This is a genomic window from Enterobacter vonholyi (assembly GCF_040834095.1).
GTDB lineage: Bacteria > Pseudomonadota > Gammaproteobacteria > Enterobacterales > Enterobacteriaceae > Enterobacter > Enterobacter vonholyi.
Map to the genome: position 1 here is coordinate 4422062 of NZ_CP162152.1, position 25387 is coordinate 4447448.

A 25387-nucleotide genomic window follows, 5' to 3' on the forward strand; every position below is an offset into this window, starting at 1 on the left:
TTGGGTTGTCCATCTGAGAGCGCCACCGGTGTTACCCGGTGGCGTATGCCACACTTTTCTTTTATTGGTGTCCCTCAGGCAGCCAGCGACTGCCTGATTCGCCTTTTACTGCTTGATGACCAGCTTCAGGTCAACCGGGTATTTAGCCTGAACTTTTTCGCCCTTCAGCACTTTGTCGGCAGTTTCAACGCCAGTGGCGCCAATCTGCTCAGGCAGCTGAGCGATGGTCGCAGCCAGTTTGCCATCGTTTACTGCTTTTTCACCATCCGGCGTGCCGTCAAATCCGACAACCATCACATCAGATTTACCTGCAGTCTGCAGAGCACGCAGCGCACCGAGCGCCATTTCGTCGTTCTGCGCGAAGACCGCCTGCACGTCAGGATGTGCGGTCAGCAGGTTCTGCATGACGTTCAGACCTTTGGTACGATCGAAGTCTGCTGGCTGGCTCGCCAGCACGTTGAATTTGTGTGCAGCCACAGCCTGCTGGAAGCCTTCGCCACGCTCGCGGGCGGCGGACGTACCGGCAATCCCCTGCAGTTCGATAACTTTCGCGCCTTCGCCAGCTTTCTTCGCGATGTAATCACCCGCGATTTTGCCGCCCAGCACGTTATCAGACGCAATGTGGCTCACCACGTCGCCTTTGGTTGCCTGACGGTCCAGGGTGATCACCGGAATTTTCGCCTGGTTTGCCATTTTAACGGCGTTACCTACGGCGTCAGAGTCGGTTGGGTTGATCAGCAGAATCTTGGTGCCACGAACGGTTAAGTCCTGAACGTTAGCCAGCTCTTTCGCCGGGTTGTTCTGTGAATCCAGCACCACCAGGTTGTAGCCCAGCTTGTCCGCTTCTTTCTGCGCACCGTCCTTCAGGGAGACAAAGAACGGGTTGTTCAGGGTTGAGACAACCAGCGCGATGGTATCTTTCGCCATGGCGTTAGCACTTACGGTTGCGCTCAGCGCGACAGCGGAAACCAGGGTAGCCAGTTTTTTCATGTTCATATCTAAGATGTCCTGTAGTGTCGTCAGTTACTGTTTTTTGTTGTCTACCAGTACCGCCAGCAAAATCACCACTGCCTTAACGATCATCTGGTAATAGGAGGAAACACCTAACAAATTCAAACCATTATTCAGGAAACCGAGAATCAGTGCGCCGATCAATGTCCCAACAATGCGACCTTTACCGCCCGCAAGACTCGTACCGCCCAGAACCACTGCCGCGATAGCATCCAGCTCATACCCCGTACCCGCCGTCGGCTGCGCGGAAGAGAGGCGCGCCACTTCGATAATGCCCGCCAGTGACGCCAGCAGACCGCACAGGGAGTAGACGATAACTTTGACTTTATTAACGCTGATACCGGACAGGCGCGTTGCCGCTTCGTTACCGCCCAGCGCATAAATATAACGGCCCAGACGGGTATGGTGCAGCATGTACCACGCCGCCAGGAAGACGATAGCCATGATCCAGACCGGTGTCGGAACACCCAGCGGGCGACCGATACCGAACCAGCCAAACAGATCGGCGTTATCGGTGAAGCCGGTATTGACCGGGCTGCCGTTGGTATAAACCATGGTCACCCCGCGCAGCAGCAGCATCATCACCAGCGTGGCGATGAATGCCTGAACGCGACCTTTTGCCACAATCACGCCGGTGACGGCGCCAATCGCGGCCCCTGCCGCCAGGGCCGCGGCCACGGCCACCAGCGCGTTGACTTCAATCCCGACAAGCGAAGCGGCGATCGCGCCGGTAAGGGCCAGCAGGGAACCGACGGACAGATCGATACCTGAGGTCAAAATTACCAGCGTCATGCCGACCGCCATAATGGCATTCACCGACGTCTGCTGCAGAATGTTGAACAGGTTATTAACGGTGAAAAAGTTCGGACTCATGGTCGATACAATCGCGATCAGCACCAGCAGGGCAATCAGCGATTTTTGCTCCATGAGCCACGCCTTTGTGAAATAGCGGCGACCAGAAACAGCCTGGGTAGTCATCTTCTTACTCCTGATTCACGCGATTAAGCTTGCCCACAGCGGCAGCCATCAGAACTTCCTGGGTGGCCTGCTCGCGAGTGAATTCACCGCCGAGATGCCCTTCATGCATAACGATAATGCGATCGCTCATGCCTAATACTTCTGGCATCTCGGAAGAGACCAGAATGATGCTCAGACCGTCGGCCTTAAACTGGTTAATCAGCTGATAGATCTCTTTCTTCGCGCCCACGTCCACGCCGCGGGTTGGCTCGTCGAGGATCAGCACTTTCGGGCGCGTCATCAACCCGCGCGCAATCGCCACTTTCTGCTGATTCCCGCCGGATAACAGGCCAATCGCCTGCTCCATCGACGGGGTTTTGACGTTAAAGAGGCGGATAAAATCGCTGACCGCCTGCTGTTCGTCTTTATGCTTCAGGCTTCCACCGCTATGGCTGAAATAGCGCAGCGCGGTCAGGGACATGTTCTCTTTTACCGACATGCCCAGCACCAGGCCATCGCGTTTGCGGTCTTCGGAGATATAGACGATGCCGTTCGCCAGACCATCCTGCGGAGAGCGGGTGACCACTTCATGGCCGTCAAGGGTGACATAACCGCTGGTGCGCGGCAGTGCGCCGTACAACACTTTCATCAGCTCGGTACGTCCCGCTCCCATCAGGCCCGCCACGCCCAGGATCTCGCCCTGGCGCAGGGTAAAGGTCACGTCGTTCACACCCGGACCGCAGAGGTTGTCCACCTTCAGGCGGATCTCTCCCGGCGCTTTATCCAGATGCGGATATTGATCTTCAAGCTTACGTCCCACCATCATTTCAATGAGCGTATCTTCGGTCAGCGTGGCCACTTCGCGCTCGGCAATAAACTGCCCGTCGCGGAAAACGGTGACGTCGTCGCAGATCTCGAAGATCTCTTTCATGCGGTGAGAGATATAGACAATCCCGCGCCCCTGCGACTTCAGCTCGCGGATAACGCGGAACAGGGATTCGGTTTCAGTATCGGTCAGGGCGTCGGTCGGTTCATCCATAATGATGACCTTCGACTCAAAGCTCAGCACCTTCGCGATTTCCACCATCTGCTGATCGCCAATCGACAAATCGCCTACCAGACGGTCGCTCTTAAAGCGCAGGTTCAGCTTCGCCAGCAGCTTGTCCGCTTCAGCATACATAGTTTTCCAGTCGATTTTGCCGAACCGGTTAACAAACTCGCGGCCGAGGAAGATGTTTTCCGCAATGGTGAGCTGCGGGATCAGGTTCAGCTCCTGGTGAATAATGCCGATACCTGCTTCCTGAGAAGATTTCGGGCCAGTGAAGGTGGTTTCTTTACCCAGCCAGAGGAGTGAACCGGCATCGCGTTGATAGATACCGGTTAGCACTTTCATCATGGTGGATTTGCCGGCGCCGTTTTCCCCCACCAGCGCCATTACGCGCCCGGGGTAGACGTTCAGCGCCGCGCCGGAGAGGGCTTTTACGCCCGGGAACGACTTATCGATCCCTTTGAGTTGCAGTAATGCGTCCATGATGGCCTCAGAAGGTGACGCCAGCACAGAGAATGATATTCGCATACGGGGAACACTCCCCGCTGCGAATTACCGCCTGACTGTCTGCGGTTTGTTGTTTGAACTGCTCGTGCGTTGTGTAACGAATTTCTATGGTGTTTCCCTGGTGTTGTTGCAGTTGCTCAATATGGCTGAGCAACGTTTCGTGGAGTTGCGGATTATGTTGTTTGATTTCCGCCGCGAGAATGGCTGCCTCAACCTGCATCTCCGCCGTCACGACTTCCAGTACCTGCATAAACGAAGGAACACCCTGCGTTAACGCCATATCAATACGGGTTGTGCTGCGCGGAACCGGTAAGCCTGCATCGCAAACCACCAGCGTATCGGTATGCCCAAGGCGGGAAATAACCGATGAGATTTCTGAGTTGAGTACCGTGCCTTTCTTCATTTTCTTGCTCCACTAGCGAAACGTTTCGCTAAAAGTAGTGTAGCGCCAGAAATGTTCAGAAAACCATCATGACGTAACAGATTTGTGATCGACGTCGAAACGTTTCGCTAAGTGAAATATTGATGGGAGAAATAGCCCGACGGCGCTTCGCTTGCAAGGGCCTACGGGTTTGGTAGGCCGGGTAAGCGCAGCGCCACCCGGCATTTTCGAAAGGACTTAAATCTCGACCTGCGTACCCAGCTCTATCACGCGGTTAGGCGGGATCTCAAACTGGTCAGGCGCGCGCAGGGCGTTACGCTGCAGGATCAGGTACAGTTTGCCGCGCAGGCGCAAATACCAAGGGCGCTTGCCGATGATAAGCGATTCGTGAGACATAAAGAACGACGTCTCCATCATCCGGCAGCTCAGCCCTTCAAGACCGCAGCGGTGGAACACCTCTTCCACATTTGGCGTTTCACGCCAGCCGTAGCTCGCCACCACGCGCCAGAATGTCGGGGAGAGCTGCTCGATTTGCACGCGACGCACGTTGTGAACGTAAGGCGCATCTTCAGTGCGCAGCGTCAGCAGGATCACGCGCTCGTGCAGCACTTTGTTGTGCTTGAGGTTATGCATCAGCGCGAAGGGAATGACGTTCAGGGCGCGAGACATGTACACCGCGGTGCCCGGCACGCGGACCGGCGGGGATTTCTCCAGAGAAGCGATCATCGCCTCAAGAGAGTTCCCGTGCTCGTGCATGCGGCGCAGCAGACGGAAACGCTCGCTTTTCCAGGTGGTCATGACGATGAACATCACCAGACCCAGCGTCAGCGGCAGCCAGCCGCCGGAGACAATCTTGTCGAGGTTTGCGGAGAACAGCGGCACGTCAATGCACAGGAAGCCCACCAGAATCATCGCCACGAGGAATTTATTCCAGTGCCAGTTTCGGTACGCCACCGTGGTGGAGAGAAGCGATGTCAGCACCATCGTACCGGTTACCGCAATACCGTACGCCGCCGCCAGGTTGCTGGAGTGCTCGAAGCTGACGATAACAATCACAACAGCGAAGTAGAGCAGCCAGTTAACGAACGGGATGTAGATCTGGCCCGACTCCATCTCAGAGGTATGGATGATGCGCATCGGAGAGAGATACCCCAGACGCACGGCCTGGCGCGTCAGAGAAAACACGCCGGAAATCACCGCCTGAGAGGCAATGACGGTCGCCAGCGTCGCCAGAATCAGCATCGGCACCAGCGCCCAGTCAGGCGCCAGCAGGAAGAACGGGTTCTTGATCGCTTCCGGATTTTTAAGTAACAGCGCGCCCTGGCCAAAGTAGTTCAGCACCAGCGACGGCAGCACCACAATAAACCATGCCACGCGGATAGGCAGTTTCCCGAAGTGCCCCATGTCAGCATATAGCGCTTCAACGCCGGTAATGGAGAGCACGACGGCACCCAGCGCCACGAAGGAAACCACTTTGTATTCAAGGAAGAAATGCACGGCCCAGTAAGGGTTCAGCGCATGCAGCACTTCCGGATTCGCGATAATGCTGCGCAAACCAAGCGCGGCCAGGATCAGGAACCAGGCCAGCATAATCGGCGCAAACAGTTTGCCCACCAGCCCGGTACCGTGCTTCTGGATCATAAACAGCAGCGTCAGGACAATAATGGCCAGAGGAACAACCCATGAATCGAGCTGCGGGGCAATAATTTCCAGCCCCTCTATCGCCGAGAGCACCGAAATAGCCGGCGTTATCACCACTTCCCCATAGAAGAAGCTGCCGCCAATCAGGCCGATAATGACCAGCACGGACGTCATCCTGGCTGACGTATTGCGCCCAGCCAGGGACATCAGGGTCAGGATCCCACCTTCACCTGCGTTATCAGCACGCATAACGAAGGAGAGATATTTAACGGAAACCACCAGGATCAGCAGCCAGAAGATGAGGGACAGGAAGCCAAATACGGCATCGCGCTCAACACCAAAGCCAAACTGGCCGGACAGACATTCACGAAGCGTATAAAGCGGGCTGGTGCCAATATCACCGTAGACAACCCCGATCGCCGCAAGCGTTATTGCGGGTAATGATTGCTTATTATCAGTGCTCATAGACTAGTCTTTTCGTTTAAATAACAAATGTGTTCCTGGTCCCTTGGCCCACAAAAAGCGCACAGTATGCACGATTCATTGCAAAATCGTACCCCTAAATGCAACCGCATTAATGTAGCGCAAAGAAAATTGCGCCGCACTTCAGTCTATTACCAGCCCTGACTGAAACGTCTATACTCGCTTCAATTGGCCGCCACGACGGCGAAAGGATGCAAAACTATTATGGCTCACTCACATTTATTAGCAGAAAGAATTTCCCGCCTTAGCAGCGCGCTGGAGAAAGGCCTTTTCGAGCGTAGCCACGCCATTCGCCTCTGTTTACTGGCGGCGTTGAGCGGCGAGAGCGTGTTTTTGCTGGGTCCGCCGGGCATTGCCAAAAGCCTGATTGCCCGCAGGCTAAAATTTGCTTTTCAGAACGCCCGCGCCTTCGAATATCTCATGACCCGGTTTTCCACCCCAGAAGAAGTTTTTGGCCCGCTTTCCATTCAGGCACTGAAAGATGAGGGGCGCTATCAGCGTCTGACAGAAGGGTATCTTCCGGAGGCTGAAATTGTCTTTCTTGATGAGATCTGGAAAGCGGGACCGGCCATTCTGAACACCCTGCTCACGGCGATAAACGAACGTCGGTTCCGCAACGGCGCCAGTGAAGAAAAAATCCCAATGCGCCTGCTGGTGGCCGCCTCAAACGAACTGCCTGAAGCCGACAGCAGCCTGGAAGCGCTGTATGACCGTATGCTGATCCGCCTGTGGCTGGACAAAGTACAGGATAAATCCAACTTCCGCTCCATGCTGGTCAGCCAGCAGGACGAGAGCGAAAATCCGGTACCCGCTTCGCTGCAGGTGACGGATGAGGAGTACCACCAGTGGCAGCAGGATATTGGCAAAATCAAATTGCCGGACGCGGTATTCGAGCTGATCTATCTGCTTCGTCAGCAGCTTGATCACCTTCCCTCGGCGCCCTATGTCTCCGATCGCCGCTGGAAAAAAGCGATCCGTCTGCTGCAGGCCAGCGCCCTGTTCAGCGGCCGCGATGCCGTGGCGCCCATCGATCTGATCCTGCTGAAAGACTGCCTCTGGCACGACGCGGAAGGCATGAACCTGATGCAGCAGCAGCTTGACGTTTTGATGACCGGACACGCCTGGGGACAGCAGGCGATGCTCAATCAGTTGGGGGCGATTGCCCAGCGGCGCATCCAGCTTCAGCAGCAGCAAAGTGATAAAACCGCGCTGAAAGTGAATCGCCTGGGGGGGATGTTCGCACGCAAACCGCACTATGAATTACCCACCGAACTCACCAGCCCGACGCTGACCCTGCTGCTCCAACAGCCGCTTAAGCTGCATGATATGCAGGTGGTGCATGTGACGATTGAGCGCGAGGCGCTGGCACAGTGGCTGGATAAGGGCGGAGAGATCCGTGGAAAGCTCAACGGCATCGGTTTCGCGCAGCCGCTGAATATGGAAGTGGACAGCAGCCAGCACCTGGTGATCCGCGACGTCAGCCTGCAGGGCTCGCGTCTCGCGCTGCCGGGAACCGCCTCTGACAGCGTCCCCGAGGAGATTAAGCAGCAGCTGGAAGCGCTGGATACGGAATGGCACCAGCAGCACACCCGCTTTAGCGAGCAGCAAAAGTGCCTCTTTATTCATAGCGACTGGTTAGGTCGCATCGAAGCCAGCCTGCAGGACGTCAGCGCGCAGATTAAACAGGCGCGTCAATGCTAACCCTGGATACGCTTAACGTCATGCTGGCCGTCAGCGAGGAAGGGTTGATCGAAGAAGTGGTCATAACCCTTCTGGCTTCGCCGCAGCTGGCAGCCTTCTTTGAAAAATTTCCGAAGCTCAAAAAGGCGATGACGGACGATCTTCCGCGCTGGCGGGAAAATTTGCGTCAGCGGTTCAGGGAGACCGAAGTTCCGCCTGAGCTAACGGAAGAGGTGGCCTGTTATCAGCAGTGCCAGCGGCTCTCCACATCGCAGTTTATCGTTCAGCTTCCGCAAACCCTGACGCTGCTCGACAAGGTCCACTCTCCGTTTGCCAGCCAGGCCCGGGCGCTGGTCACGGATAACGCCACGTTCACTCCCGCACTGCACACCCTCTTCTTACAGCGCTGGCGCCTCAGCCTGGTGGTGCAGGCCACGACGCTAAACCAGCAGCTGCTGGACGAAGAGCGCGAACAGCTGCTCAGTGAAGTTCAGGAGCGCATGACCTTAAGCGGCCAGCTTGAGCAGGTGCTGGTGGAGAATGAAAACGCCGCAGGGCGTCTCTGGGATATGAGCGCCGGTCAGCTCCGGCGCGGGGACTATCAGCTGATCGTCAAATACGGCGATTTTCTGGCGCAGCAGCCCGAGCTGATGAAGCTTGCAGAACAGCTGGGTCGCTCAAGGGAGGCAAAGTCGGTCCCAAAGAAAGATGCCCCCATGGAGACCTTCCGCACCCTGGTGCGCGAACCGGCTACCGTGCCGGAGCAGGTCGACGGGCTCCAGCAGAGTGATGACATTTTACGCCTGCTGCCCACGGAACTGAGCACGCTCGGGATGACCGAGCTGGAGTATGAGTTTTACCGTCGGCTGGTGGAAAAACAGCTCCTCACCTACCGGCTGCACGGCGAAGCCTGGCGCGAGAAGGTAAGCCAGCGCCCTGTGGTTCATCAGGATTTTGATGAACAGCCGCGCGGGCCATTCATCGTTTGCGTGGATACGTCCGGATCGATGGGTGGGTTTAACGAGCAGTGTGCGAAGGCGTTCTGTCTGGCACTGATGCGCGTGGCGCTCGCCGATCGCCGTCGCTGCTTCATCATGCTGTTCTCCAGCGAAGTCGTGGGCTATGAGCTGACGAACCAGCAGGGGATCGAGCAGGCAATCCGCTTCCTGAGCCAGCGTTTTCGCGGTGGAACCGATCTGGCAAGCTGTTTTCGCAGCATTGTGGAGCGTATGCAGGGCGGCGACTGGTACGACGCTGACGCAGTGGTGATTTCCGATTTTATTGCCCAGCGGCTGCCGGATGATGTGGTCAATAAGGTGAAGGAATTACAGCGGGTGCATCAACACCGTTTTCATGCGGTGGCGATGTCCGCCCATGGAAAACCCGGCATCATGCGCATCTTCGATCATATCTGGCGCTTTGATACCGGGCTGCGTAGCCGCCTGCTCAGACGCTGGCAGCGTTAATTACAGAAGAGAGCCAACGCTTTCACGTACCTGCTGCGGCCAGACGCCACACTGAACCTGACCGATATGAGGTAATTGCAGCAGCAGCATGGTCAGACGGGACTGGCCGATACCGCCGCCAATCGTCTGCGGCATTTCGCCGCGCAGCAGCGCCTGGTGCCACTCGAGTTTGAGACGGTCTACATCACCGGTGACCGCCAGCTGGCGCTTCAGCGCGTCAGCATCCACGCGGATCCCCATAGAAGAGAGCTCGAATGCGTCTTCCAGTATCGGGTTCCAGACAAGAATATCGCCGTTCAGCCCGGCAAATTCGCCCTCACCCGCAGTACTCCAGTCATCATAATCAGGCGCACGAACGTCGTGGCGTTTGCCATCAGACAATTTGCCGCCGATACCGATCAGGAACACAGCACCTAATTCTTTGGCGATCGCACGCTCACGGCCTTTGGCATCCAGATCCGGGAAACGGGTCAGCAGTTCCTGGCTGTGGACAAAGTGGATCGTATCCGGCAGGAACGTTGCCAGACCAAACTCTTTGCTCACTGCCGCTTCGGTTGCTTTGATCCCGGCGTAGATCGCCTCAACGGTGGATTTCAGCGTGCCGATATGACGTTCACCATCACCCATTACGCGCTCCCAGTCCCACTGGTCAACGTAAACGGAATGAATCGGTGAAAGGCGATCTTCATCAGGGCGAAGGGCTTTCATGTGCGTGTAGAGCCCTTCGCCCGCGCTGAAGTCGTGTTGTCCCAGGGTCTGACGCTTCCACTTCGCCAGTGAATGAACCACTTCGAACTGGGCGTCTGGCAGTGTTTTCACTTTCACCTGTACCGCTTTTTCGCATCCAGAGAGGTTATCCTGCGTCCCGTCACCCACGCGGCTGAGGATCGGTGCCTGGACTTCAATCAGCCCAAGCTTCTCTTCCAGCTGGCGGGAAAAATGGGATTTTACGAAACTGATCTGGCGTTGTTTTGCGATGTAAGCGGTTTTCATTATTTATACTCCTGCGTCCTGTTGATATTGATTAAGCAACAGAAACGGCGCCTTATTCAATAACCCATCAACAAAAAGCCACCTTCATTTTTGATTCGATAAAATATAGCGCTAGAATAAAGTGATTCATTAATCGTCATAAGAAAAAGCTATGGAAAATTATCAGATCGACAATCTCGACCGCGGCATTCTGGAGGCCTTAATGGCTAATGCCCGCACCGCCTATGCCGAACTGGCAAAACAGTTTGGCGTCAGCCCGGGAACCATTCACGTTCGCGTAGAAAAGATGAAGCAGGCAGGGATCATTACCGGTGCGCGCATTGACGTCAGCCCAAAGCAGCTGGGTTACGACGTCTGCTGCTTCATCGGCATCATTCTTAAAAGCGCCAAAGACTACCCTTCTGCCCTGGCGAAACTGAACGCGCTGGATGAAGTCACCGAGGCGTACTACACCACCGGGCACTACAGCATCTTTATTAAAGTTATGTGCCGATCCATCGACGCGCTCCAGCAGGTACTTATCAACAAGATCCAAACAATAGATGAAATTCAGTCCACCGAGACCCTGATCTCCTTGCAAAACCCGATCATGCGTACCATCCGCCCGTGATCGGGCAAATTCATTCCCACATTTTCCACAGGTAGATCCCAGCTCGTTCACAGCGTACAATGGCCGTCTCTTTATCTGGGCGAGCGATCAATGGCGGACATTACCCTTATCAGCGGCAGCACCCTTGGTGGTGCGGAATACGTAGCGGAACATCTGGCTGAAAAGCTGGAAGAGGCGGGCTTTTCCACGGAAACCCTGCACGGCCCGTTGCTTGAAGATCTCCCGACTGACGGGGTCTGGCTGCTGATCACCTCCACGCACGGCGCGGGGGATCTGCCGGATAATCTGCAACCTTTATATGACGAACTGCTGGAACAGCAGCCCGACCTGTCAAACGTCCGTTTTGGCGCAGTGGGGATCGGCAGTCGTGAATATGACACCTTTTGCGGGGCAATAGAGAAAGTCGAAGCCGCTGTGACCTCCTGCGGAGCAAAACAGCTGGGTGAAACGCTCAAGATCAACATCCTCGATCATGACATTCCGGAGGATCCAGCCGAGATCTGGCTCGCGGAATGGAAAAATTTACTCAAAAACGATTAAAGATCGCGCGAACAGATGTGGATAACTCTGGTTAAAAGCTCGTATTAACCCGTAGTTATCCAAATAACAACCGTAGCGCAGTTTTTGGCCTGTGTATAAAGTCGCGATCTGATCCCAGCTTATACGGTCCAGGATCACCGATCATTCACAGCAAACGATCCTTTCTAACTGCATGATCTTCTTTATGAGATCGGACTTATCCACACAGGTTCGCGATCCTAATAAGAGATCACAATAGAACAGATCTCTAAATAAAAAGATCTTCTTTTTAATAGCCCAGGATCCCAATGCTTTCTCGAAAGACTAAAGTTGAGTAGAATCCACGGCCCGGGCTTCAATCCATTTTCATACCGCTTTACGCGAGGCAGACCACCATGTTTTATCAGGATCCTTTTGACGTCATCATCATTGGCGGGGGTCACGCAGGCACTGAGGCCGCAATGGCCGCAGCGCGAATGGGTCAGCAGACCCTGCTTTTGACACACAATATCGACACGCTGGGACAAATGTCCTGTAATCCGGCGATTGGCGGCATTGGGAAAGGACACCTGGTAAAAGAAGTGGATGCACTTGGCGGCCTGATGGCGAAAGCGATCGATCGGGCCGGCATCCAGTTTAGGATACTAAACGCGAGTAAAGGTCCCGCTGTGCGTGCGACCCGTGCCCAGGCAGACCGCGTGCTTTACCGTCAGGCGGTGCGTACCGCCCTGGAGAATCAGCCGAACCTGATGATCTTCCAGCAGGCGGTTGAAGATCTAATCGTTGAGAACGATCGCGTCGTGGGTGCCGTGACCCAGATGGGCCTCAAATTCCGCGCCAAAGCCGTGGTGCTGACCGTGGGTACATTCCTTGACGGTAAAATTCATATTGGTCTGGATAACTACAGCGGCGGCCGTGCTGGCGATCCGCCGTCTATTCCATTGTCTCGCCGTCTGCGCGAACTGCCGCTGCGCGTCAGCCGCCTGAAAACCGGTACGCCGCCGCGTATTGATGCGCGCACCATTGATTTCAGCGTGCTGGCGCAACAGCACGGTGATAACCCGATGCCGGTCTTCTCGTTCATGGGCAATGCGGCACAGCATCCGCAGCAGGTGCCGTGCTATATCACGCATACCAACGAGAAAACCCACGATGTGATCCGCAATAACCTCGATCGCAGCCCGATGTACGCCGGCGTGATCGAAGGGATCGGTCCGCGCTACTGCCCGTCGATCGAGGACAAAGTGATGCGCTTCGCCGATCGTAACCAGCACCAGATCTTCCTGGAGCCGGAAGGGCTGACCTCGAACGAAATTTACCCGAACGGCATCTCCACCAGCCTGCCGTTTGACGTGCAGATGCAAATTGTTCGCTCAATGCAGGGCATGGAGAACGCAAAAATCGTTCGCCCTGGCTACGCTATTGAGTACGATTTCTTCGATCCGCGTGACCTGAAGCCAACCCTGGAGAGCAAATTCATCCACGGTCTGTTCTTTGCGGGTCAGATTAACGGCACCACCGGCTACGAAGAAGCGGCTGCGCAGGGCCTGCTTGCCGGTCTGAACGCCGCGCGCTTCTCTGCTGAGAAAGAGGGCTGGGCACCCGGCCGTTCTCAGGCGTATCTGGGCGTGCTGGTTGACGATCTCTGCACGCTGGGTACCAAAGAACCGTACCGTATGTTTACCTCTCGCGCGGAATATCGCCTGATGCTGCGTGAAGATAACGCCGACCTGCGTTTGACCGAAATCGGCCGCGAGCTGGGTCTGGTCGATGACGAACGCTGGGCGCGCTTTAACGAGAAGCTGGAGCGCATTGAACAGGAACGTCAGCGCCTGAAAACCACCTGGGTGAACCCGCAGGCGGAAACCGCTGCCGAAGTAAACGCTCACTTAACCGCGCCGCTGTCGCGCGAGGCCAGCGGTGAAGATTTGTTGCGCCGTCCTGAAGTCACCTACGAGAACCTGGTCAAACTGACCGCGTTCGCGCCGGGCCTGGAAGATGCTGAAGCGGCAGAGCAGGTTGAGATCCAGGTTAAGTACGAAGGTTACATCGCGCGTCAGCAGGATGAGATCGAAAAACAGCAGCGTAACGAAAACACGCTGCTGCCGGAAATGCTGGACTACCGCAAGGTGACTGGCCTTTCCAACGAAGTGATCGCCAAGCTGAACGATCACAAACCGGTCTCGATCGGCCAGGCCTCACGTATCTCCGGCGTCACGCCTGCAGCGATTTCCATTCTGCTGGTGTGGCTGAAAAAGCAGGGCATGCTGCGCCGTAGCGCGTAAGGCCCGGAATATTGCCCGGTGGCGCAGCGCTTACCGGGCCTACTGAACCCGTAGGGCGGGTAAGCCAAGCGCCACCCGCCACCTAAGTTTTCCAACAGGTATTCACCGTGCTCAACAAACTCTCTCGTCTGCTGGATCAGGCAGGTATTTCGCTCACCGATCACCAGAAAAATCAGCTGGTGGCCTATGTCGATATGCTGAATAAATGGAATAAAGCGTACAACCTGACGTCTGTTCGCGACCCCAACGAGATGCTCGTTCGCCACATTCTCGACAGCATCGTGGTTGCCCCTTATCTGAAAGGTGAGCGTTTTATCGACGTAGGGACGGGCCCTGGTCTGCCGGGTATTCCGCTGTCGATTGTTCGCCCTGAGAGCCATTTCACGCTTCTGGACAGTCTTGGCAAGCGTGTGCGCTTTTTACGTCAGGTACAGCATGAGCTGAAGCTTGAAAATATTACGCCCGTACAGAGCAGGGTAGAGGCGTTCCCGGCAGAGCCGCCGTTTGACGGGGTTATCAGCCGCGCATTTGCGTCGCTCAATGATATGGTGAGCTGGTGCAAGCACTTACCTGCTGAGAATGGCCGCTTTTATGCGCTAAAAGGGCAGTTGCCAGGCGATGAGATTGAACAGCTTCCGGACGGTTTTGCTGTTGAATCCATCGAGAAATTAAACATTCCTCAGCTCGATGGCGAACGTCATCTGGTGATAATTAAGCCAAACAATTTTTAAAAAATTAATAAAAAATGTGGAATTTGTGCTGTTCTTCGCATGTTAAAAAACAGCACAACTACCGGGGATTTACTGGTGAGCTTTTAACCTCGTTTTTACTAAGGTTTTTCTTCTGGTTAACCTGGCGACTATTCTTCCTCTTGAAGATAGTCATCTGTGAAAATATAAGTCTGCTAAAAGTGGAAAGCAGTAACCAGAACGCAATGTTAATTATTTATTAAGAATGTCAATAAAAGGTTTTTATTGTGTACCGGGCTGTTTTGAAAATAGTTGCGATATTTTGTGTTTAATTTCATTAAGATAAATTTATGCGATTTGCGTCTTTGATAAATACAACCTTATCGCAAATGTGTGTTTTGTGATCTCGTGCACGCTTTATCGACAACGTTTTCGCGCTGTTTGCAGTTTTGGTCGAAGGTTGGTGCTTTGCTCGAAAGTTAAAAAATAGCGGTGGGGAAAAATATTTAAACATTTATTCACCTTTTCGCTACTTAATGTTTGAAATCACGGGTGCGCACCGTATAATTTGACCGCTTTTTGATGCTTGACTCTGAGCCTTAAAGGACGTTTTATACGACACGCGACATACCTCGAAGGGAGCAGGAGTAAAAACGTGATGTCTGTGTCGCTCTTGAGTAGAAACGTTGCTCGTAAGCTTCTGTTCATTCAGTTTCTGGCTGTGATAGCAAGTGGACTGCTGTTTAGCCTCAAAGACCCCTTCTGGGGCATCTCCGCCGTGTGCGGGGGTTTGGCGGTTGTGCTGCCAAACGTGTTGTTTATGATTTTTGCCTGGCGTCATCAGGCGCATACACCCGCCAAAGGCCGCGTGGCCTGGTCCTTCGCTCTCGGCGAAGTGTGTAAGGTGTTGCTGACCTTTGCTCTACTGGTGATGGCGCTGGCGGTTTTGAAAGTGGTCTTCATGCCGCTGATAGCAACGTGGGTTTTGGTGCTGGTGGTACAAGTTCTGGCTCCAGCTGTAATCAATAACAAAGGGTAAAAGGCATCATGGCTTCAGAAAATATGACGCCGCAGGATTACATAGGTCACCATCTGAATAACCTTCAGTTGGACCTGCGTACATTCTCGCTGGTGGATCCACATAACCCCCCGGCCACCTTCTGGACGATCAACATCGACTCCATGTTCTTCTCGGTGGTTTTGGGTCTTCTGTTCCTGGCCATGTTCCGCGGTGTTGCTAAACGAGCGACCAGCGGTGTACCAGGGAAATTCCAGACCTTCATCGAAATGATCATCGGCTTCGTCCATGGCAGCGTCAAAGACATGTACCATGGCAAGAGCAAGCTGATTGCTCCGCTGGCCCTGACCGTGTTCGTGTGGGTCTTCCTGATGAACCTGATGGACCTGCTGCCAATCGATCTGCTGCCGTTTATCGGTGAGCACATCTTCGGCCTGCCAGCGCTGCGTGTTGTACCGTCTGCGGACGTGAACATCACCCTGTCGATGGCGCTGGGCGTATTTATCCTGATTCTTTTCTACAGCATCAAAATGAAAGGCGTAAGCGGCTTTGTGAAAGAGCTTACCTTGCAGCCGTTCAACCACTGGGCGTTTATTCCGGTCAACCTGATCCTGGAAGGCGTTAGCCTGCTGTCCAAACCTGTCTCACTGGGTCTGCGACTGTTCGGCAACATGTATGCGGGTGAGCTGATTTTCATTCTGATCGCGGGTCTTCTGCCGTGGTGGTCACAGTGGGTTCTGAATGTGCCGTGGGCCATTTTCCACATCCTGATCATTACGCTGCAAGCCTTTATCTTCATGGTTCTGACGATCGTCTATCTGTCGATGGCGTCTGAAGAGCACTGATTTTTTACCAACACTACTACGTTTTAATTGAAACAAACTGGAGACTGTCATGGAAAACCTGAATATGGATCTGCTGTACATGGCTGCCGCTGTGATGATGGGTCTGGCGGCTATCGGTGCTGCGATCGGTATCGGCATCCTCGGGGGCAAATTCCTGGAAGGCGCAGCGCGTCAACCTGATCTGATTCCTCTGCTGCGTACTCAGTTCTTTATCGTTATGGGTCTGGTGGATGCTATCCCAATGATCGCTGTAGGTCTGGGTCTGTACGTGATGTTTGCTGTCGCGTAGTAGTAGTTTTAAAACCCTAAGCCACAGATATTAAAGAGGTATTGTGCTGTGAACATGAACGCAACAATCCTCGGCCAGGCCATCGCGTTTATTCTCTTTGTCTGGTTCTGCATGAAGTATGTATGGCCGCCTTTAATGGCTGCCATCGAAAAACGTCAGAAAGAAATTGCTGACGGTCTGGCTTCTGCAGAACGCGCTAAGAAAGATTTGGACCTTGCACAGGCCAACGCGACAGACCAGCTGAAAAAAGCGAAAGCGGAAGCTCAGGTTATCATCGAACAGGCTAACAAACGCCGTTCGCAGATCCTGGACGAAGCCAAAGCTGAAGCAGAACAGGAACGTACTAAGATCGTGACACAGGCTCAGGCAGAAATTGATGCTGAGCGTAAACGTGCTCGTGAAGAACTGCGTAAGCAGGTTGCGATTCTGGCTGTTGCTGGCGCCGAGAAGATCATCGAACGTTCCGTGGATGAAGCTGCTAACAGCGACATCGTGGACAAACTTGTCGCTGAACTGTAAGGAGGGAGGGGCTGATGTCTGAATTTGTTACGGTAGCTCGCCCCTACGCCAAAGCAGCTTTTGACTTTGCTGTCGAACACCAAAATGTCGATCGCTGGCAGGATATGCTGGCGTTTGCCGCTGAGGTGACGAAAAACGAACAAATGGCTGAGTTGCTTTCCGGTGCGTTAGCACCTGAAACTCTCGCCGCGTCGTTTATCGCCGTGTGCGGAGAGCAACTGGATGCCAACGGCCAGAACCTGATTAAGGTGATGGCAGAAAATGGTCGTCTCCGTGTGCTCCCGGATGTTCTCGAGCAGTTTGAGCACTTACGTGCCCTTAGTGAAGCAACCGCTGAAGTCGAAGTGACTTCTGCGACTGAACTGAGTAATGAACAGCTTGCGAAAATCACCGCCGCGATGGAAAAACGTCTGTCACGCAAAGTTAAGCTGAATTGCAAAATCGATAAGTCTGTAATGGCAGGCGTAATCATCCGTTCGGGTGATATGGTCATTGATGGCAGCGTACGCGGCCGTCTTGAACGCCTTGCAGACGTCTTGCAGTCTTAAGGGGACTGGAGCATGCAACTGAATTCCACCGAAATCAGCGAACTGATCAAGCAGCGCATTGCTCAGTTCAGTGTTGTGAGTGAAGCTCACAACGAAGGTACTATTGTTTCTGTAAGTGACGGTGTTATCCGTATCCACGGCCTGGCCGATTGTATGCAGGGTGAGATGATTTCCCTGCCGGGTAACCGTTACGCTATCGCACTGAACCTGGAGCGCGACTCCGTAGGTGCAGTTGTGATGGGTCCATACGCTGACCTCGCCGAAGGCATGAAGGTTAAGTGTACTGGCCGTATTCTGGAAGTACCGGTTGGCCGTGGCCTGCTGGGTCGCGTTGTTAACACCCTGGGTGCGCCAATCGACGGTAAAGGTCCGGTTGAGCACGATGGCTTCTCTCCAATCGAAGTTATCGCACCAGGCGTTATCGACCGTCAGTCCGTAGATCAGCCTGTTCAGACAGGTTATAAGTCCGTTGATGCCATGATCCCAATCGGTCGTGGTCAGCGTGAACTGATCATCGGTGACCGTCAGACCGGTAAAACCGCGATGGCTATCGACGCCATCATCAACCAGCGTGACTCCGGCATCAAATGCGTGTACGTGGCCATCGGCCAGAAAGCGTCCACCATTTCTAACGTGGTTCGTAAACTGGAAGAGCACGGCGCACTGTCTAACACCATCGTTGTGGTAGCGACCGCGTCTGAATCTGCTGCACTGCAATACCTGGCGCCATACGCCGGTTGCGCAATGGGCGAATACTTCCGTGACCGCGGTGAAGATGCGCTGATCGTATACGATGACCTGTCTAAACAGGCTGTTGCTTATCGTCAGGTTTCCCTGCTGCTCCGTCGTCCACCTGGACGTGAAGCGTTCCCTGGCGACGTATTCTACCTCCACTCTCGTCTGCTGGAGCGTGCTTCCCGCGTTAACGCGGAATACGTCGAGAACTTCACCAAAGGTGAAGTGAAGGGTAAAACGGGCTCTCTGACCGCTCTGCCGATCATTGAAACCCAGGCGGGTGACGTTTCTGCGTTCGTTCCGACCAACGTAATCTCTATTACCGATGGTCAGATCTTCCTGGAAACCAACCTGTTTAACTCCGGTATTCGTCCGGCAGTTAACCCGGGTATCTCCGTATCCCGTGTTGGTGGTGCTGCTCAGACCAAGATCATCAAGAAACTGTCCGGTGGTATCCGTACCGCGCTGGCACAGTATCGTGAACTGGCTGCGTTCTCTCAGTTCGCATCCGATCTGGACGAAGCAACCCGTAAACAGCTGAGCCACGGTCAGAAAGTGACCGAGCTGCTGAAGCAAAAACAGTACGCACCAATGTCTGTTGCTCAGCAGGGCCTGGTACTGTTCGCGGCTGAACGCGGTTACCTCGAAGATGTGGAACTGGCGAAAATCGGTAGCTTCGAAGCCGCTCTGCTGGCTTACGTCGACCGTGATCACGCTCCGCTGATGCAAGAGATCAACCAGACCGGTGGCTATAACGACGAAATCGAAGGCAAGCTGAAAGCTATCCTCGATTCCTTCAAAGCAACCCAATCCTGGTAATCGTCCGGCGGCTTGTCTCAGGACAAGCCGCCTGGCATTGAGGAGAAGCTCATGGCCGGCGCAAAAGAGATACGTAGTAAGATCGCAAGCGTCCAGAACACGCAAAAGATCACTAAAGCGATGGAGATGGTCGCCGCTTCCAAAATGCGTAAATCGCAGGATCGCATGGCGGCCAGCCGTCCTTATGCAGAAACCATGCGCAAAGTGATTGGTCACCTTGCAAACGGTAATCTGGAATATAAGCACCCTTACCTGGAAGAACGCGAAGTTAAGCGCGTGGGCTACCTGGTGGTGTCGACCGACCGTGGTCTGTGTGGCGGCTTGAACATTAACCTGTTCAAAAAACTGCTGGCGGATATGAAAGCATGGTCTGAAAAAGGCGTTCAGTGCGATATCGCAATGATCGGCTCTAAAGGCGTCTCTTTCTTTAACTCCGTTGGTGGCAACATTGTCGCTCAGGTGACAGGTATGGGTGATAACCCGTCCCTGTCCGAACTGATCGGCCCGGTTAAAGTGATGTTGCAGGCTTATGATGAAGGCCGTCTGGACAGACTGTACGTTGTCAGCAACAAATTCATTAACACCATGTCTCAGGTTCCAACGCTCACTCAGATGCTGCCGTTACCGGCATCAGAAGATGGCGAGCTGAAGCAAAAAACCTGGGATTACCTGTATGAACCCGATCCGAAACCGCTGCTGGATACCCTGCTGCGTCGTTACGTTGAATCTCAGGTTTATCAGGGCGTTGTAGAAAACCTGGCCAGCGAGCAGGCCGCACGAATGGTGGCGATGAAAGCCGCGACCGATAATGGCGGCAGCCTGATTAAAGAGCTGCAGTTGGTTTACAACAAAGCTCGTCAGGCCAGCATTACTCAGGAACTCACCGAGATCGTCTCGGGGGCCGCCGCGGTTTAACCAGGTTTACGAATTACGTAGAGGATTCAAGATGGCTACTGGAAAGATTGTCCAGGTAATCGGCGCCGTGGTGGACGTCGAGTTCCCTCAGGACGCCGTACCACGCGTGTACGACGCGCTTGAGGTACAGAATGGTAACGAGAGCCTGGTGCTGGAAGTTCAGCAGCAGCTCGGCGGCGGTATCGTGCGTACCATCGCGATGGGTTCTTCCGACGGTCTGCGTCGTGGTCTGGAAGTAAAAGACCTTGAGCACCCGATCGAAGTCCCGGTAGGTAAAGCAACACTGGGTCGTATCATGAACGTATTGGGTCAGCCAATCGACATGAAAGGCGACATCGGTGAAGAAGAGCGTTGGGCTATCCACCGCGCGGCACCTTCCTACGAAGAGCTGTCCAGCTCTCAGGAACTGCTGGAAACCGGTATCAAAGTTATCGACCTGATGTGTCCATTTGCGAAGGGCGGTAAAGTTGGTCTGTTCGGTGGTGCGGGTGTAGGTAAAACCGTAAACATGATGGAGCTGATCCGTAACATCGCGATCGAGCACTCCGGTTACTCTGTGTTTGCGGGTGTAGGTGAACGTACTCGTGAGGGTAACGACTTCTACCACGAAATGACCGACTCCAACGTTCTGGACAAAGTATCCCTGGTTTACGGCCAGATGAACGAGCCACCTGGAAACCGTCTGCGCGTTGCGCTGACCGGCCTGACGATGGCTGAGAAGTTCCGTGACGAAGGCCGTGACGTTCTGTTGTTCGTTGATAACATCTATCGTTACACCCTGGCCGGTACGGAAGTATCTGCACTGCTGGGTCGTATGCCTTCAGCGGTAGGCTACCAGCCTACGCTGGCGGAAGAGATGGGTGTTCTTCAGGAACGTATCACCTCTACCAAAACCGGTTCTATCACCTCCGTTCAGGCGGTATACGTACCTGCGGATGACTTGACTGACCCATCTCCAGCAACCACCTTTGCGCACTTAGATGCAACCGTGGTACTGAGCCGTCAGATCGCGTCTCTGGGTATCTACCCGGCCGTTGACCCGCTGGACTCCACCAGCCGTCAGCTGGATCCACTGGTTGTTGGTCAGGAACACTACGACACCGCGCGTGGCGTACAGTCCCTGCTGCAGCGTTACCAGGAACTGAAAGACATCATCGCCATCCTGGGTATGGATGAACTGTCTGAAGAAGACAAACTGGTGGTAGCACGTGCGCGTAAGATCCAGCGCTTCCTGTCCCAGCCGTTCTTCGTTGCGGAAGTATTCACCGGTTCTCCAGGTAAATACGTTTCCCTGAAAGACACCATCCGTGGCTTTAAAGGCATCATGGAAGGCGAATACGATCACCTGCCAGAGCAGGCGTTCTACATGGTTGGTTCCATCGAAGAAGCTGTGGAAAAAGCCAAAAAACTTTAACGCCTTAATCGGAGGGTGATATGGCAATGACTTACCACCTGGACGTCGTCAGCGCAGAGCAACAAATGTTCTCTGGTCTGGTCGAGAAAATCCAGGTAACGGGTAGTGAAGGTGAACTGGGTATTTTCCCGGGTCACGCACCGCTGCTCACCGCCATTAAGCCTGGTATGATCCGCATCGTTAAACAGTACGGTCACGAAGAGTTTATCTATCTGTCCGGCGGCATTCTTGAAGTGCAGCCTGGCAGTGTGACCGTTCTGGCCGATACCGCTATTCGTGGCCAGGATCTCGACGAAGCGCGAGCCCTGGAGTCGAAGCGTAAGGCTGAAGAGCACATTAACAGCTCTCATGGTGACGTGGATTACGCTCAGGCGTCTGCGGAGCTGGCCAAAGCGATCGCGAAACTGCGCGTTATCGAGTTGACCAAAAAAGCGATGTAACACCGGCTTGAAAAGCACAAAAGCCAGTCTGGATACCAGGCTGGCTTTTTTTTTCGGCCTTAATTCATGATGAAAAAGATGTAGAATTTTAAGCATCAAACGTTTTTACTTCACACTCAAACTACCGTCAGGATGCGTATGTCAAACAGTGCGATGAGCGTGGTGATCCTTGCCGCAGGCAAAGGGACCCGCATGTATTCCGATCTGCCTAAAGTGCTTCACACGCTTGCTGGAAAGCCAATGGTGCAGCATGTCATTGATGCAGCGAATGAACTGGGTGCCAATCAGGTCCACCTGGTCTACGGCCACGGCGGCGATCTTCTTAAAAAGACGCTGAGCGACGACAAGCTCAACTGGGTGCTTCAGGCTGAACAGCTGGGCACAGGTCATGCGATGCAGCAGGCAGCACCGTTCTTTGCGGATGACGAAGACATTTTGATGCTCTACGGCGATGTCCCGCTGATCTCCGTTGAAACCCTGACTCGCCTGCGTGAAGCCAAACCGCAGGGCGGCATCGGTTTATTAACCGTCGTGCTGGACGATCCAACCGGTTATGGCCGTATCACCCGTGAAAACGGCAACGTCACGGGTATTGTTGAGCACAAAGATGCCAGCGATGAACAGCGCCAGATTCAGGAGATCAACACCGGTATCCTGATTGCCAATGGCGCGGATATGAAGCGCTGGCTGTCCAGACTCGACAACAACAACGCGCAGGGTGAATTCTACATCACCGACATCATTGCGATGGCGTATCAGGAAGGACGTGAGATTGCGGCGGTTCATCCGGCGCGTATTAGCGAAACCGAAGGGGTGAATAACCGCCTTCAGCTTTCCCGTCTGGAGCGTGTTTATCAGTCCGAGCAGGCTGAAAAACTGCTTCTGGCAGGTGTGATGCTGCGCGATCCGGCGCGTTTCGATCTGCGTGGTTCGTTATCTCACGGTCGTGACGTTGAAATTGATACTAACGTTATCCTCGAGGGTAACGTGACGCTGGGCAACCGCGTCAAAATCGGTGCCGGCTGCGTGATTAAAAACAGCATTATTGGTGACGACTGCGAAATCAGCCCGTACAGCGTGGTGGAAGATGCCCGTCTGGACGTGGCCTGTACCATCGGCCCGTTTGCGCGTCTGCGCCCGGGCGCAGAGCTGCTGGAAGGCGCTCACGTGGGTAACTTCGTGGAAATGAAAAAAGCGCGTCTGGGTAAAGGCTCGAAAGCCGGTCATCTGACCTATCTGGGCGACGCGGAAATTGGCAATAACGTGAATATTGGTGCAGGGACCATAACCTGTAACTATGACGGCGCGAATAAGTTTAAAACCATCATTGGTGATGATGTGTTCGTGGGCTCCGATACGCAGCTGGTGGCGCCTGTTACCGTGGGTAACGGGGTGACCATTGCAGCCGGAACAACCGTAACGCGCGATGTGGCCGAGAACGAGCTGGTGTTAAGCCGCGTTCCGCAGGTCAGCAAACAGGGCTGGAAACGTCCGGTGAAGAAAAAGTAACGGATTTACCCCTCTCCCCAAAGGAGAGAAGGGATCGTTCGGTGCGGTGTTTTTCTCCCTCGCCCCTTTGGGAAGAGGGCCGGGGTGAGGGGATAATATAATCCTCCCCCCACAAGCAGTACCCATAAAAATAACCCCACTCTCTACAAGGCTCGGGGCGCCCGGAAAGGGCAAATACAGGTCAGCGACAACGCAGGCATAATGCCTAAATTCGGAATCTAAAATTATGTGTGGAATTGTTGGCGCAGTTGCGCAGCGTGATATTGCTGAAATCCTTCTCGAAGGTTTACGTCGTCTGGAATACCGTGGTTACGACTCTGCCGGTCTGGCTGTCGTCGATGCAGAAGGTCATATGACCCGTCTGCGTCGTCTCGGTAAAGTGCAGATGCTGGCCCAGGCCGCGGAAGAACATCCGCTGCACGGGGGAACCGGTATTGCGCACACCCGCTGGGCGACGCACGGCGAACCGTCTGAAGGTAACGCGCACCCGCATGTGTCTGAACACATCGTGGTGGTGCACAACGGCATTATCGAAAACCACGAACCGCTGCGCGAAGAACTGAAAGCGCGCGGCTACACCTTCGTCTCTGAAACTGACACCGAAGTGATTGCTCACCTGGTGCACTGGGAGCTGGAGCAGGGCGGTACACTGCGTGATGCGGTACTCCGTGCTATCCCTCAGCTGCGCGGTGCGTACGGTACGGTGATCATGGATTCCCGCGATCCGTCAACGCTTCTGGCCGCGCGTTCCGGTAGCCCGATGGTTATCGGTCTGGGCATGGGTGAAAACTTTATCGCCTCTGACCAGCTGGCGCTCCTGCCGGTTACCCGTCGCTTTATCTTCCTCGAAGAGGGTGATATCGCGGAAGTGACCCGTCGCAGCGTGACCGTCTTCGATACTAAAGGCGAGCAGGTGAAGCGTCAGGAGATCGAATCGAATCTGCAGTACGACGCGGGCGACAAAGGCGCTTACCGTCACTATATGCAGAAAGAGATTTACGAGCAGCCAAACGCCATCAAAAACACCCTGACCGGGCGCATTAGCCACGGTGAAGTGGATCTGAGCGAGCTGGGCGCAAACGCGAACGAACTGCTCGCCAAGGTCGAGCATATTCAGATCGTGGCCTGCGGCACCTCCTACAACTCCGGTATGGTTTCTCGCTACTGGTTTGAATCCCTGGCGGGCGTGCCGTGCGATGTGGAAATCGCGTCTGAATTCCGCTATCGCAAATCCGCGGTGCGTCGTAACAGCCTGATGATCACCCTTTCCCAGTCCGGCGAAACGGCGGATACGCTCGCAGCGCTGCGTCTGTCTAAAGAGCTGGGGTACCTGGGCTCTCTGGCCATCTGTAACGTCCCGGGCTCCTCGCTGGTGCGTGAATCCGATCTGGCGCTGATGACTAAAGCGGGCACCGAAATCGGCGTGGCTTCAACCAAAGCGTTTACCACGCAGCTGACCGTTCTGCTGATGCTGGTGGCGAAGCTTGCGCGTCTGAAAGGTGAAGATGCGTCCGTTGAGCATGACATCGTTCATGGTCTGCAGGCGCTGCCAAGCCGTATTGAGCAAATGCTGTCTCAGGACAAACGCATCGAAGCGCTGGCGGAAGATTTCTCTGACAAACATCACGCCCTGTTCCTGGGTCGTGGCGATCAGTATCCGATTGCGCTGGAAGGCGCGCTGAAGCTGAAAGAGATCTCCTACATCCACGCGGAAGCCTATGCGGCAGGCGAGCTGAAGCACGGCCCGCTGGCGCTGATTGACGCGGATATGCCGGTCATAGTTGTGGCACCAAACAACGAACTGCTGGAAAAACTGAAGTCTAATATCGAAGAAGTGCGCGCCCGCGGTGGTGTTCTGTACGTCTTCGCCGACAAAGATGCCGGTTTTGTCAGCAACGACAACATGCACATCATCGAGATGCCGCATGTGGAAGAGGTGATTGCACCGATCTTCTATACCGTTCCGCTGCAGCTGCTGGCTTATCATGTGGCGCTGATCAAAGGCACCGACGTTGACCAGCCGCGTAACCTGGCGAAATCAGTTACCGTAGAATAATCCCTTCAG

At 54.4% G+C, this 25387-nt stretch carries 23 protein-coding genes; 17 read left to right on the forward strand and 6 right to left on the reverse strand.

The window, feature by feature from the left end; translation table 11 throughout:
* Nucleotides 1-105 precede the first annotated feature (105 nt).
* The 5 genes from rbsB to kup all read right to left on the reverse strand — a co-directional run bounded on the left by rbsB (nucleotide 106) and on the right by kup (nucleotide 6011).
* Nucleotides 106-996: a ribose ABC transporter substrate-binding protein RbsB gene (gene rbsB, locus AB3N39_RS20780; protein ID WP_008503498.1), complete on the reverse strand. Its 891-nt coding sequence runs from the start codon at nucleotides 994-996 to the stop codon at nucleotides 106-108.
* A gap of 27 nt (nucleotides 997-1023) precedes the next feature.
* Complete coding sequence (gene rbsC, locus AB3N39_RS20785; RefSeq protein WP_021242657.1) at nucleotides 1024-1989, reverse strand: ribose ABC transporter permease; 966 nt, start codon at nucleotides 1987-1989, stop codon at nucleotides 1024-1026.
* 4 nt (nucleotides 1990-1993) lie between these two features.
* A complete protein-coding gene (gene rbsA / locus AB3N39_RS20790) occupies nucleotides 1994-3499 on the reverse strand; it encodes a ribose ABC transporter ATP-binding protein RbsA (RefSeq protein WP_021242658.1) in 1506 nt (501 codons plus the stop codon).
* 7 nt (nucleotides 3500-3506) lie between these two features.
* Complete coding sequence (gene rbsD / locus AB3N39_RS20795; protein ID WP_003862392.1) at nucleotides 3507-3926, reverse strand: D-ribose pyranase; 420 nt, start codon at nucleotides 3924-3926, stop codon at nucleotides 3507-3509.
* 216 nt (nucleotides 3927-4142) lie between these two features.
* Nucleotides 4143-6011: a low affinity potassium transporter Kup gene (gene kup / locus AB3N39_RS20800; RefSeq protein WP_023309781.1), complete on the reverse strand. Its 1869-nt coding sequence runs from the start codon at nucleotides 6009-6011 to the stop codon at nucleotides 4143-4145.
* A 222-nt stretch (nucleotides 6012-6233) separates the two neighbouring features.
* Between kup and ravA the strand changes: the two genes are divergently transcribed.
* Nucleotides 6234-7730 (forward strand): ATPase RavA, encoded by a 1497-nt coding sequence (ravA, locus tag AB3N39_RS20805; RefSeq protein WP_115876782.1) that lies wholly within the window; start codon nucleotides 6234-6236, stop codon nucleotides 7728-7730.
* Complete coding sequence (viaA, locus tag AB3N39_RS20810; RefSeq protein ID WP_133295374.1) at nucleotides 7724-9175, forward strand: ATPase RavA stimulator ViaA; 1452 nt, start codon at nucleotides 7724-7726, stop codon at nucleotides 9173-9175. The genes ravA and viaA overlap by 7 nt, the downstream gene beginning before the upstream one ends.
* Here the strand turns inward: viaA and asnA are convergent, their stop codons facing one another.
* Nucleotides 9176-10168: an aspartate--ammonia ligase gene (gene asnA, locus AB3N39_RS20815; RefSeq protein WP_115876780.1), complete on the reverse strand. Its 993-nt coding sequence runs from the start codon at nucleotides 10166-10168 to the stop codon at nucleotides 9176-9178.
* A gap of 151 nt (nucleotides 10169-10319) precedes the next feature.
* Between asnA and asnC the strand changes: the two genes are divergently transcribed.
* The 15 genes from asnC to glmS all read left to right on the forward strand — a co-directional run bounded on the left by asnC (nucleotide 10320) and on the right by glmS (nucleotide 25378).
* Entirely contained in the window at nucleotides 10320-10778 is a 459-nt protein-coding gene (gene asnC / locus AB3N39_RS20820) for a transcriptional regulator AsnC (RefSeq protein WP_008500198.1), read from the forward strand.
* 90 nt (nucleotides 10779-10868) lie between these two features.
* Nucleotides 10869-11318 (forward strand): FMN-binding protein MioC, encoded by a 450-nt coding sequence (gene mioC / locus AB3N39_RS20825; RefSeq protein WP_008500197.1) that lies wholly within the window; start codon nucleotides 10869-10871, stop codon nucleotides 11316-11318.
* A 374-nt stretch (nucleotides 11319-11692) separates the two neighbouring features.
* The gene (gene mnmG, locus AB3N39_RS20830; protein WP_136195845.1) at nucleotides 11693-13582 is read left to right on the forward strand and encodes a tRNA uridine-5-carboxymethylaminomethyl(34) synthesis enzyme MnmG; all 1890 of its coding nucleotides are present in this window, start codon (nucleotides 11693-11695) and stop codon (nucleotides 13580-13582) included.
* Between the two features lie 107 nt (nucleotides 13583-13689).
* Complete coding sequence (gene rsmG / locus AB3N39_RS20835) at nucleotides 13690-14313, forward strand: 16S rRNA (guanine(527)-N(7))-methyltransferase RsmG (RefSeq protein ID WP_115876778.1); 624 nt, start codon at nucleotides 13690-13692, stop codon at nucleotides 14311-14313.
* 616 nt (nucleotides 14314-14929) lie between these two features.
* Nucleotides 14930-15310, forward strand: coding sequence for a F0F1 ATP synthase subunit I (atpI, locus tag AB3N39_RS20840; RefSeq protein ID WP_008500194.1), 381 nt, complete (start codon nucleotides 14930-14932; stop codon nucleotides 15308-15310).
* An 8-nt stretch (nucleotides 15311-15318) separates the two neighbouring features.
* The gene (gene atpB, locus AB3N39_RS20845) at nucleotides 15319-16134 is read left to right on the forward strand and encodes a F0F1 ATP synthase subunit A (protein ID WP_008500193.1); all 816 of its coding nucleotides are present in this window, start codon (nucleotides 15319-15321) and stop codon (nucleotides 16132-16134) included.
* Between the two features lie 49 nt (nucleotides 16135-16183).
* A complete protein-coding gene (gene atpE, locus AB3N39_RS20850; protein ID WP_000429386.1) occupies nucleotides 16184-16423 on the forward strand; it encodes a F0F1 ATP synthase subunit C in 240 nt (79 codons plus the stop codon).
* Between the two features lie 48 nt (nucleotides 16424-16471).
* The gene (gene atpF, locus AB3N39_RS20855) at nucleotides 16472-16942 is read left to right on the forward strand and encodes a F0F1 ATP synthase subunit B (RefSeq protein WP_014072436.1); all 471 of its coding nucleotides are present in this window, start codon (nucleotides 16472-16474) and stop codon (nucleotides 16940-16942) included.
* Nucleotides 16943-16956: 14 nt separating this feature from the next.
* The gene (atpH, locus tag AB3N39_RS20860) at nucleotides 16957-17490 is read left to right on the forward strand and encodes a F0F1 ATP synthase subunit delta (RefSeq protein ID WP_023309790.1); all 534 of its coding nucleotides are present in this window, start codon (nucleotides 16957-16959) and stop codon (nucleotides 17488-17490) included.
* 12 nt (nucleotides 17491-17502) lie between these two features.
* Nucleotides 17503-19044, forward strand: a complete 1542-nt coding sequence (gene atpA, locus AB3N39_RS20865) for a F0F1 ATP synthase subunit alpha (protein ID WP_006808751.1) — start codon at nucleotides 17503-17505, stop codon at nucleotides 19042-19044.
* 51 nt (nucleotides 19045-19095) lie between these two features.
* The gene (atpG, locus tag AB3N39_RS20870) at nucleotides 19096-19959 is read left to right on the forward strand and encodes a F0F1 ATP synthase subunit gamma (RefSeq protein WP_133295377.1); all 864 of its coding nucleotides are present in this window, start codon (nucleotides 19096-19098) and stop codon (nucleotides 19957-19959) included.
* Nucleotides 19960-19990: 31 nt separating this feature from the next.
* Nucleotides 19991-21373, forward strand: coding sequence for a F0F1 ATP synthase subunit beta (gene atpD / locus AB3N39_RS20875; RefSeq protein WP_003862362.1), 1383 nt, complete (start codon nucleotides 19991-19993; stop codon nucleotides 21371-21373).
* Between the two features lie 20 nt (nucleotides 21374-21393).
* Nucleotides 21394-21813: a F0F1 ATP synthase subunit epsilon gene (locus AB3N39_RS20880; RefSeq protein WP_367896984.1), complete on the forward strand. Its 420-nt coding sequence runs from the start codon at nucleotides 21394-21396 to the stop codon at nucleotides 21811-21813.
* A 138-nt stretch (nucleotides 21814-21951) separates the two neighbouring features.
* On the forward strand, nucleotides 21952-23322 hold the full coding sequence (gene glmU / locus AB3N39_RS20885; RefSeq protein ID WP_115876777.1) for a bifunctional UDP-N-acetylglucosamine diphosphorylase/glucosamine-1-phosphate N-acetyltransferase GlmU: 1371 nt from the start codon (nucleotides 21952-21954) through the stop codon (nucleotides 23320-23322).
* Between the two features lie 226 nt (nucleotides 23323-23548).
* The gene (glmS, locus tag AB3N39_RS20890) at nucleotides 23549-25378 is read left to right on the forward strand and encodes a glutamine--fructose-6-phosphate transaminase (isomerizing) (protein ID WP_115876776.1); all 1830 of its coding nucleotides are present in this window, start codon (nucleotides 23549-23551) and stop codon (nucleotides 25376-25378) included.
* Nucleotides 25379-25387 lie beyond the last annotated feature (9 nt).

Excerpts from the sequence above, each read along its gene's own strand:
- rbsB (WP_008503498.1), bottom strand. The coding sequence starts at position 996 with ATGAACATGAAAAAACTGGCTACCCTGGTTTCCGCTGTCGCGCTGAGC.
- rbsC (WP_021242657.1), bottom strand. The coding sequence starts at position 1,989 with ATGACTACCCAGGCTGTTTCTGGTCGCCGCTATTTCACAAAGGCGTGG.
- rbsA (WP_021242658.1), bottom strand. The coding sequence starts at position 3,499 with ATGGACGCATTACTGCAACTCAAAGGGATCGATAAGTCGTTCCCGGGC.
- rbsD (WP_003862392.1), bottom strand. The coding sequence starts at position 3,926 with ATGAAGAAAGGCACGGTACTCAACTCAGAAATCTCATCGGTTATTTCC.
- kup (WP_023309781.1), bottom strand. The coding sequence starts at position 6,011 with ATGAGCACTGATAATAAGCAATCATTACCCGCAATAACGCTTGCGGCG.
- ravA (WP_115876782.1), top strand. The coding sequence starts at position 6,234 with ATGGCTCACTCACATTTATTAGCAGAAAGAATTTCCCGCCTTAGCAGC.
- viaA (WP_133295374.1), top strand. The coding sequence starts at position 7,724 with ATGCTAACCCTGGATACGCTTAACGTCATGCTGGCCGTCAGCGAGGAA.
- asnA (WP_115876780.1), bottom strand. The coding sequence starts at position 10,168 with ATGAAAACCGCTTACATCGCAAAACAACGCCAGATCAGTTTCGTAAAA.
- asnC (WP_008500198.1), top strand. The coding sequence starts at position 10,320 with ATGGAAAATTATCAGATCGACAATCTCGACCGCGGCATTCTGGAGGCC.
- mioC (WP_008500197.1), top strand. The coding sequence starts at position 10,869 with ATGGCGGACATTACCCTTATCAGCGGCAGCACCCTTGGTGGTGCGGAA.
- mnmG (WP_136195845.1), top strand. The coding sequence starts at position 11,693 with ATGTTTTATCAGGATCCTTTTGACGTCATCATCATTGGCGGGGGTCAC.
- atpI (WP_008500194.1), top strand. The coding sequence starts at position 14,930 with ATGTCTGTGTCGCTCTTGAGTAGAAACGTTGCTCGTAAGCTTCTGTTC.
- atpB (WP_008500193.1), top strand. The coding sequence starts at position 15,319 with ATGGCTTCAGAAAATATGACGCCGCAGGATTACATAGGTCACCATCTG.
- atpE (WP_000429386.1), top strand. The coding sequence starts at position 16,184 with ATGGAAAACCTGAATATGGATCTGCTGTACATGGCTGCCGCTGTGATG.
- atpH (WP_023309790.1), top strand. The coding sequence starts at position 16,957 with ATGTCTGAATTTGTTACGGTAGCTCGCCCCTACGCCAAAGCAGCTTTT.
- atpA (WP_006808751.1), top strand. The coding sequence starts at position 17,503 with ATGCAACTGAATTCCACCGAAATCAGCGAACTGATCAAGCAGCGCATT.
- atpG (WP_133295377.1), top strand. The coding sequence starts at position 19,096 with ATGGCCGGCGCAAAAGAGATACGTAGTAAGATCGCAAGCGTCCAGAAC.
- atpD (WP_003862362.1), top strand. The coding sequence starts at position 19,991 with ATGGCTACTGGAAAGATTGTCCAGGTAATCGGCGCCGTGGTGGACGTC.
- AB3N39_RS20880 (WP_367896984.1), top strand. The coding sequence starts at position 21,394 with ATGGCAATGACTTACCACCTGGACGTCGTCAGCGCAGAGCAACAAATG.
- glmU (WP_115876777.1), top strand. The coding sequence starts at position 21,952 with ATGTCAAACAGTGCGATGAGCGTGGTGATCCTTGCCGCAGGCAAAGGG.
- glmS (WP_115876776.1), top strand. The coding sequence starts at position 23,549 with ATGTGTGGAATTGTTGGCGCAGTTGCGCAGCGTGATATTGCTGAAATC.